Below are 6,812 nucleotides of genomic sequence, written 5' to 3' on the forward strand. Positions count from 1 at the left end.
CTATGTTTGTAACGCAATATAAAACTACCCCGATTTCCTGTAAATAATTGTATGAAAACCATACTAAGTTAGTCATGTAAATGGCTGATAGGTGGTTTTATTTACCCCTTACTCTTTTGCTTTAGAGAAATATGCCAGCTCAGAAAGACAGTAACATCAATGACTATGCCTTTGATTACCTGCGTTCTTTTTACATGCAACGCTTTGGTTTAAAAAAGATCCTGATCGACAAAGCCGAAAAAACAAAGCATGGTTATGCGCTTGATGGTCTTTTTTCATTTAACAACCAACAGGAAGAGGTGTTTATTGCTTCGTTAAACACAACCCATTCCGCTGTTATTGCACAAATACTCACCCGCTACAGAAAAAAAGGGTTGAGCAAAATCCGTTACGCCACATTTTTTCTCGTGTTAATTCTAACTTTTTGCATCGGTTGGAATTTTACGCACTGGTCTATCAGGTTTGTTTTGCCTGTACTGTTGGCTGCTACGGCATTTATCACACACACTTTGCTAGAAGAGCGGCATTTAAAGAAAAAAATAGCGTCGCTGTTAGATGATTTAAAGCGAGCCCCTGCCGATGAGCAGTGGATTGGCCTTTCATTGAGTAGCCTGACTTTCCGAAATAACCTGCTTGCACAATACTTTTTGGCCACCTGCAAACAACGCGGCATAGGAGTAATAACAGTAGGCAAGCGCGCCAAGGTTGTTATGTTGCAGGAGCCAAAAACCGTTACCTGCCGGCGTGGCGATTTTCTATCGCATTACAGTGCAGAAGTGCGCATACGCAAGGCACTGTTAGGGGATTCTTACCTGCGCGTAGCCTAAAATCAGCCGTACACTTTAAGTAATTAAAGCCCTTTTGTTATATCAAATGTAACAAGAGGGCTTTTGCATTAGTACAATGAGCAGCACCCCGAACTAAAAAAACAAACTTATGACACTAATACTGCTTATTATACTTGCCATTGTGATAGCCATTGGAGTTTTCTGGTTTAAGTCGAAAACCCCTAAGCGTTAAAACAGCACTTTTAAGTACAGATGAATATACCGTACATTCTGCATTTTTTGGAGCGCCTGCAACAAAACAACAGCAAAGACTGGATGGATAATCATCGTGATGAGTACTTACAGGCAAAGCGCTATTTTATAGAACTTATAGATCATTTAATCAAGGAATTACAAGCCTTTGATGCTTCGCTGCACGGTGTAACAGCGCAGCAATGCCTGTTCCGAATAAACAAAAACGACTTTTCTAAAAAGGGAGAGGCACCTTATAAAAGCCATTTTGGGGCAGGCATATCGTTGGGAGGCAGGCACTCTCCTTTTGCAAACTATGTGCTGCTGTTAGAGCCAGGCGACGGCTCCAGAATCGGAGGCGGCATTCGTAAACCGACTACCAGGCAGCTTGAATTAATACGGGAAGAAATAGATTATAATCCCGGCAAATTACGACAAGTATTGCAGAAGCCGGAGTTTAGCAAGATTTGGGGAGATTTTAGGGGAGATCAGCGAAAATTGCCTCCTAAAGGCTATGATAAAACTCATCCTGAATTAGACCTGCTTACTTATAATGGCTTTCAGGTATTGCGATATTACAAAGATAAAGAAGTGCAACAAGCCGGATTTATAGATATATTACCTTCGCTTTACAAAGAAGTAAAACCATTACACGACTTTCTGAATTCAGCCTTAACCGAACTATAAGTGAAAAAACTAGCCGTAAACCTCACATTCTTTCTATCACTTGTACTGCTGCTATCCAATTGTAACCAGCAGAAACGCATGCCAGACACGCAACCCGATGTACATGGGTATGTTACCAATATCAAGCGCACTGCTGGTAATAAGAATATCGGAAAAGCTCTGGTAGCCGTGAAGGCGTTGGAAGGTATTGAAACCAAACATGCTGCCGCGAATATCAAGATTGATGAGAATACACTGATCGAAGACCAGAACGGGAAAGCACTTAAATTAAGCAACCTGCGCGAAGGACACGAAGTGCAGGCCTGGTTTGACGGCGAGGTAGTGCAGGCTGCACCTGTACAAGGATATGCCAAGGCTGTACGTATTACTTATTAAGCAGTATGGCAGAGCAGGAGACAAAGTATAACTGGCACAAAGTGTTTGCATCAGTCACGGAGGCTGCTGCTAAAGTACCGGTGCGCAAGTTGCATAAGCTGGAGCTGGAAAACCAGCAGATTTGCTTTGCTCATACGGCAACAGGTTTTTTTGCCATATCCGATACCTGCCCTCACTTAGGTTACTCCCTCAGCAAAGGCACAACCAATTACCTCAACGAGATTATTTGCCCCTGGCATAGCTACCGCTACAACCTGGACAGCGGGCGGGAGTGTGACTATAAAAGCCGAAACGCAACCACTTATCCAGTGGAGTTGAGAGAAGACGGGGTATTTATAGGTCTTCCAAAACAAGTTTAAATTTTCCGTTCCCGGCAAAATTCTCCTTCTAAAACTACAGCTGTTATTTCCTTTAAACCGTATAAACCAGGTTATTATTAGCTTAAGGCAAGGCGGTTATATCCGGGGAAAGTATGCACATTTCAGACGAAAAAACAGAATTTACAGCTAGTGTGGCAGCTTGGCCTGCACCCTTAGAACTGAAACAACAGAATGGAGAAGTATTTGTTACGTTACTCCAACATGACAATTACATAGAAGCCAAGTGGACAGGGCATATTACAGCTAACGATGTTATTACAGCTTGTAAAGCCTACCTTGAGGTGATTCAGAGGCACCCTTGCCCGGGCATGCTAAATAACAAATCAGAAGTAACAGGTGATTGGGCCGAAGCGAACGACTGGATTGAATTCGAATGGCTGCCAAAGGCCATGTATGCCGGCTTGCGCTGTCTGGCTCATATTTACTCAAGCAATATGTTCAGTAGACTATCAGCGAGAGATTTATATTTACGCGTAACGCCCCGATTACAAATGAAGAATTTCATGGATCATGATACCGCCATCCACTGGATACAGACTCACCTCACGTCTACAGGCGAAGAAACGCAACCTGCTCCACAAGTATAAACAAGCCCTCTGCTGCCATACTATTGCTATTGGGTTATTTACATCGATATATTTATTTCCCACTCAATAAACACAACATTATGATAATGTTAGGTAGTTTTGTGGCTACCTTTGTAAATAGCAAATTCCCCTTATAGTTAAATTAATGAGCGCGCAGGAGAAGACAATAGCTGTTATACTTACAGCTCCCGTTGAATTGTTCAATTCTCAAGGAAATGTGTTTATAACGCTCTTCCAGAAAAAAGATTTTCTGGTTGCCAAGTGGCACGGCCACATCACATCAGAAGATGTAATTATAGCAGCTACAGCATACGAGCAGCTTATATCCCAGCACTCCTGCGCAAAACTACTGAACGACAAATCAGACATTACAGGTGAGTGGGACGACGCCAACGATTTCCTGGAGTTTGACTGGATTCCGGCAGTGATAGACGCTGGGCTGCTATGCATGGCACATGTATACTCTCAGAACATGCTCAGCTGCTCGTCTGAGTACGAGCTGTTTTTACGTGCTGCGCCACAACTACAGGTAGCTAACTTTACCGAACTTGCATTAGCTGAACAGTGGCTCGCTAACTGCGAAGTAGCGGTATAGCCAAGTATATACCTGCTGCGGCTGCCTTAGTTAAGGGCAACTGCAGCAGGAGCTATCACAGAGATTTCAACTGTGTCAAGTAACACATCCATCACAGGCTCATCTAAATTTGCGGGGGCTTCATAAGCCACTGTAGCTTCTTTAGGCTGCGGCACACGGCAAGTATCTTTTACAGCAAGACCAAAACCAAACATAGAGGCGGCAATAAGGATTAAGATTTTCATAGTCGTAGATTTTAAAATGTTTAACTCCTTTTGTTTGAGACAAATATACTATACAGTACTATGCTATACAAAGTACTGTTGCAGCAATTACTACTATTTTATACCAACCCTTGGTTTTAATCCGTGAGCGGGCCAAAAAAACAGACAGAAGCTTAGCATTTTTTTTGCTGCAAAAGACCTAAAACTTTCAAATACCTTAGGGCTTGCCAAGTATACTTTGAGAGCAGACAAATCGCATACATTCAAAAAACGCGTATCTTCGGCCCAATTTTATACTTATGCAAAACACTTCTGAACCCATAACAGACGAAAAGCACAGCAAAAGTGGCTTTAAGCGCGAAATAACTTTGTTCGATGCCATCATGATTGTAACAGGCGGCATGATTGGCTCGGGCATTTTTATTGTGACGGCAGATATTTCCAGAACCGTTATAAGCCCCGGCTATATGCTGCTGGTGTGGGTTATATCAGGCTTCCTGACCATGGTAGGGGCCATTAGCTATGGTGAGCTCTCTTCCATGTTTCCAAATGTAGGCGGGCAATATGTGTACCTGAAGGAGGCTTACAACAAGATGGTAGCCTTTCTGTATGGCTGGACGCTGTTTTTAGTAATACAAACCGGTGTGATAGCTGCCGTAGGAGTGGCTTTTGCACGCTTTACCGGTGTGCTCATCCCCTGGTTCAGCGAAGACAACGTACTTTTGCAGGCTGGCAGCTTCCAGTTTACGTCGGTACAACTCTTAGCTATAGTTAGCATTATCTACCTAACCTATATCAACTCCAGGGGCGTGAAAAGCGGTAAGCTGATTCAGAACATCTTTGGGAGTACCAAACTTATCGCGCTATTCGGCCTTATACTTTTTGGCCTGTTATTTGGCGTAAACGATACAGCCATTGAGGCCAACTTCTCTGACTTCTGGGGACCAAGCGGTGCCGCTGCTGCTGTGCCTACAGGCATGGCGCTGGTATCAGCTTTAGGTATTGCCATGGTGGGTGCCCTGTTCTCTGCCGACTCCTGGAACAACATCGGCTTTTCCGGCGATGAAATCGTTAACCCCAAACGCACCATTGTGTTAAGCATGGTTATTGGGTCGGCCATTGTGATGGGTGTTTACCTGCTCATCAACTTAGTATACTTGCTGGTGCTGCCCATGCATGGCAACCCGCAGGCAACCACCGTATTTGGGCAAGGCATTACCTTCGCCAGCAACGACCGTGTGGCTACTGCTGTGGCTGAGGTGGTAGGTGGCTATCAGGCTACCATAGCCATTGCCATACTGATCATGATCTCTACGTTCGGGTGTAACAATGGAGCAATCTTATCCGGTGCTCGCGTTTACTATGCCATAGCCAAAGACGGGCTGTTTTTTGAGAAGATGGGAAAACTAAACAAGAACGGTGTTCCTGCAGCTGCGCTATGGTTACAATGTATATGGGCCTGTGTCCTTTGCCTTACCGGTACGTATGGCGACCTGCTTGATTATGTAGTGTTTGCGGTAATGCTGTTTTACATCCTGACTATTATTGGTGTGTTTGTGCTACGCATAAAACGTCCAGAGTTGCCTCGCCCTTACAAAGCATGGGGATATCCGCTCTTGCCTGCACTTTACGTACTTCTATCGTCAGCTATCTGCCTTATTCTACTCATCGATAAACCTAAATTTACCTGGCCTGGACTAATCATTGTGGCGATGGGCATTCCTGTTTTCTACCTCTTTGGGAGCAAGTTCAGGAAAATTAAAAGCTAAGATATACTTTGTGTAAGTCAAAAAAGCCCCCGGCGTTCGTCAAGGGCTTTTTGATTTACAACCCTTCACAAAGCCATAATTCATAACGCATAGCTGCTGCTCACGTAGTACAGTTCAACACACCAACGCAAAACAGAACTGTGCTATGAGCAACAATGAAGGTATACCTCCGGGGTGGAGTTATAACCCGGCAACCTGGGGCCAGCGCCTACCGATTATAGGGTTGGCAGTTATAGGCATGGCTATAGCATCTTACATGGCCTTGTTTCAACTAAACGTGTTTAGCACTGTTTGGGAGCCTTTCTTCGGAAACGACAGCCGCAAGATATTAACCTCGGCCACCTCCAAAATCTTGCCCATACCGGATGCAGCCTTGGGTGCCATAGGCTACTTAGCCGATGCTGTAACCGGTGCCATTGGCGGTAAGTTCAGGTGGCGCACCATGCCCTGGATTGTAATTATGTTTGGGCTGGCTGTGGGGCCGCTTGGCTTTATCAGTATACTTTTAGTGGTGCTGCAACCCGTAATTTATGACGCCTGGTGTACGCTTTGCCTCTGCTCTGCCCTTATCTCCGTGATCATGATTGGCCCTGCCATGGATGAGATGCTGGCAAGTATGCAATATATGAAGCGTGTGAAAGCTTCTAACGTTTCGTTGTGGAAGGCCTTTTGGGGCTATAAAGAAGTACAAGGTAAAGTTATTTAATTATGTGGGCACAAGTGATAAATGCCATACTTGGCATCTGGCTAATGGCAGCCTCAAGTGTACTCGGCTACACCAACGATAAAACCATCGCTGATAACGAGCATATTGTTGGCCCTGTAGTAGCAGCCTTTGCCATCATATCTTGGTGGGAAGCAACCCGCACTGTGCGCCTTTATAATGCTCCGCTGGGCCTATGGCTCCTGCTCGCCCCATGGATACTGGGCTATGAAAACAGCTTAGCAACCGGAAACAGTATGTTAGTAGGTGCGCTAATACTAGGGTTATCCTTTGTAAAGGGAAAGATAGAAGAATCTTACGGCGGCGGCTGGAGCTCTCTTTGGAAATCAGACACGCTACACGAGCAGGAAGCCCGCCGCACCCCTAGAACAGATATTGAAAAATAGTGTGTGCTGTTCCTTAAAAAGGCTTCGTCTCCTGTTGAGGATCAACTATACCTACGCCAGCTTATACTTATACTTATACTTATACTT

At 44.6% G+C, this 6,812-nt stretch carries 10 protein-coding genes; 9 read left to right on the forward strand and 1 reads right to left on the reverse strand.

The annotated features are described in order from the left end of the window. The first annotated feature begins 131 nt into the window (after positions 1-131). The 6 genes from ACFQ2O_RS18655 to ACFQ2O_RS18680 all read left to right on the forward strand — a co-directional run bounded on the left by ACFQ2O_RS18655 (position 132) and on the right by ACFQ2O_RS18680 (position 3,643). Positions 132-827, forward strand: a complete 696-nt coding sequence (locus tag ACFQ2O_RS18655) for a hypothetical protein (RefSeq protein ID WP_377531486.1) — start codon at positions 132-134, stop codon at positions 825-827. Between the two features lie 213 nt (positions 828-1,040). Next, complete coding sequence (locus ACFQ2O_RS18660) at positions 1,041-1,706, forward strand: DUF2461 domain-containing protein (protein ID WP_377531489.1); 666 nt, start codon at positions 1,041-1,043, stop codon at positions 1,704-1,706. After that, on the forward strand, positions 1,707-2,081 hold the full coding sequence (locus ACFQ2O_RS18665; protein ID WP_377531491.1) for a DUF3221 domain-containing protein: 375 nt from the start codon (positions 1,707-1,709) through the stop codon (positions 2,079-2,081). A 5-nt stretch (positions 2,082-2,086) separates the two neighbouring features. Beyond that, positions 2,087-2,440, forward strand: coding sequence for a Rieske (2Fe-2S) protein (locus ACFQ2O_RS18670; protein WP_377531493.1), 354 nt, complete (start codon positions 2,087-2,089; stop codon positions 2,438-2,440). Between the two features lie 113 nt (positions 2,441-2,553). Then, positions 2,554-3,048, forward strand: a complete 495-nt coding sequence (locus ACFQ2O_RS18675) for a hypothetical protein (RefSeq protein WP_377531496.1) — start codon at positions 2,554-2,556, stop codon at positions 3,046-3,048. Positions 3,049-3,193: 145 nt separating this feature from the next. Beyond that, positions 3,194-3,643: a hypothetical protein gene (locus ACFQ2O_RS18680; protein ID WP_377531499.1), complete on the forward strand. Its 450-nt coding sequence runs from the start codon at positions 3,194-3,196 to the stop codon at positions 3,641-3,643. A gap of 26 nt (positions 3,644-3,669) precedes the next feature. Here ACFQ2O_RS18680 and ACFQ2O_RS18685 read toward each other — a convergent pair whose 3' ends face one another. Beyond that, positions 3,670-3,867 (reverse strand): hypothetical protein, encoded by a 198-nt coding sequence (locus ACFQ2O_RS18685; RefSeq protein ID WP_377531502.1) that lies wholly within the window; start codon positions 3,865-3,867, stop codon positions 3,670-3,672. A gap of 278 nt (positions 3,868-4,145) precedes the next feature. On the opposite strand from ACFQ2O_RS18685, the gene ACFQ2O_RS18690 reads away from it, so the two are divergent. From ACFQ2O_RS18690 to ACFQ2O_RS18700, 3 genes are all read left to right on the forward strand, one after another. After that, positions 4,146-5,615: an APC family permease gene (locus tag ACFQ2O_RS18690; RefSeq protein ID WP_377531504.1), complete on the forward strand. Its 1,470-nt coding sequence runs from the start codon at positions 4,146-4,148 to the stop codon at positions 5,613-5,615. Positions 5,616-5,760: 145 nt separating this feature from the next. After that, entirely contained in the window at positions 5,761-6,321 is a 561-nt protein-coding gene (locus tag ACFQ2O_RS18695) for a vitamin K epoxide reductase family protein (protein ID WP_377531507.1), read from the forward strand. Between the two features lie 2 nt (positions 6,322-6,323). After that, complete coding sequence (locus ACFQ2O_RS18700) at positions 6,324-6,725, forward strand: SPW repeat domain-containing protein (RefSeq protein ID WP_377531511.1); 402 nt, start codon at positions 6,324-6,326, stop codon at positions 6,723-6,725. The last annotated feature ends 87 nt before the right edge of the window (positions 6,726-6,812 follow it).

Source organism: Pontibacter rugosus (genome assembly GCF_042678745.1).
In the GTDB taxonomy this organism is placed as follows: domain Bacteria; phylum Bacteroidota; class Bacteroidia; order Cytophagales; family Hymenobacteraceae; genus Pontibacter; species Pontibacter rugosus.

Coding starts and splice junctions, on each gene's coding strand:
- ACFQ2O_RS18700 (WP_377531511.1), top strand. CDS start 6,324: ATGTGGGCACAAGTGATAAATGCCATACTTGGCATCTGGCTAATGGCA.
- ACFQ2O_RS18675 (WP_377531496.1), top strand. CDS start 2,554: ATGCACATTTCAGACGAAAAAACAGAATTTACAGCTAGTGTGGCAGCT.
- ACFQ2O_RS18690 (WP_377531504.1), top strand. CDS start 4,146: ATGCAAAACACTTCTGAACCCATAACAGACGAAAAGCACAGCAAAAGT.
- ACFQ2O_RS18680 (WP_377531499.1), top strand. CDS start 3,194: ATGAGCGCGCAGGAGAAGACAATAGCTGTTATACTTACAGCTCCCGTT.
- ACFQ2O_RS18655 (WP_377531486.1), top strand. CDS start 132: ATGCCAGCTCAGAAAGACAGTAACATCAATGACTATGCCTTTGATTAC.
- ACFQ2O_RS18685 (WP_377531502.1), bottom strand. CDS start 3,867: ATGAAAATCTTAATCCTTATTGCCGCCTCTATGTTTGGTTTTGGTCTT.
- ACFQ2O_RS18670 (WP_377531493.1), top strand. CDS start 2,087: ATGGCAGAGCAGGAGACAAAGTATAACTGGCACAAAGTGTTTGCATCA.
- ACFQ2O_RS18660 (WP_377531489.1), top strand. CDS start 1,041: ATGAATATACCGTACATTCTGCATTTTTTGGAGCGCCTGCAACAAAAC.
- ACFQ2O_RS18695 (WP_377531507.1), top strand. CDS start 5,761: ATGAGCAACAATGAAGGTATACCTCCGGGGTGGAGTTATAACCCGGCA.